At 71.2% G+C, this 229-nt stretch carries 1 protein-coding gene; it reads right to left on the minus strand.

Annotated elements, in window-relative coordinates; genetic code table 11:
• The coding region (locus tag IF37_RS40555) for a hypothetical protein (protein ID WP_037858570.1) at nucleotides 1-229 on the minus strand (229 nt) is incomplete at both ends.

Below are 229 nucleotides of genomic sequence, written 5' to 3' on the forward strand. Positions count from 1 at the left end.
CGACTTCACCGACCCCAGCCACAACGGCTCCACCCGCTCCTGGCCATAGGTCGCCAGCAACGCCTGCGCCTCGATCGGATCACCCAGCGTCGTCCCCGTCCCATGCGCCTCCACCACATCCACGTCCGCTGCCGCCAGCCGGGACACCGCCAGCGCCTGCCGGATCACCCGCTGCTGCGACGGACCGTTCGGCGCCGTCAGCCCGTTCGACGCACCGTCCTGGTTCACC

The organism is Streptomyces sp. NRRL S-31 (assembly GCF_000718775.1).
Classification (GTDB): Bacteria; Actinomycetota; Actinomycetes; order Streptomycetales; family Streptomycetaceae; genus Streptomyces.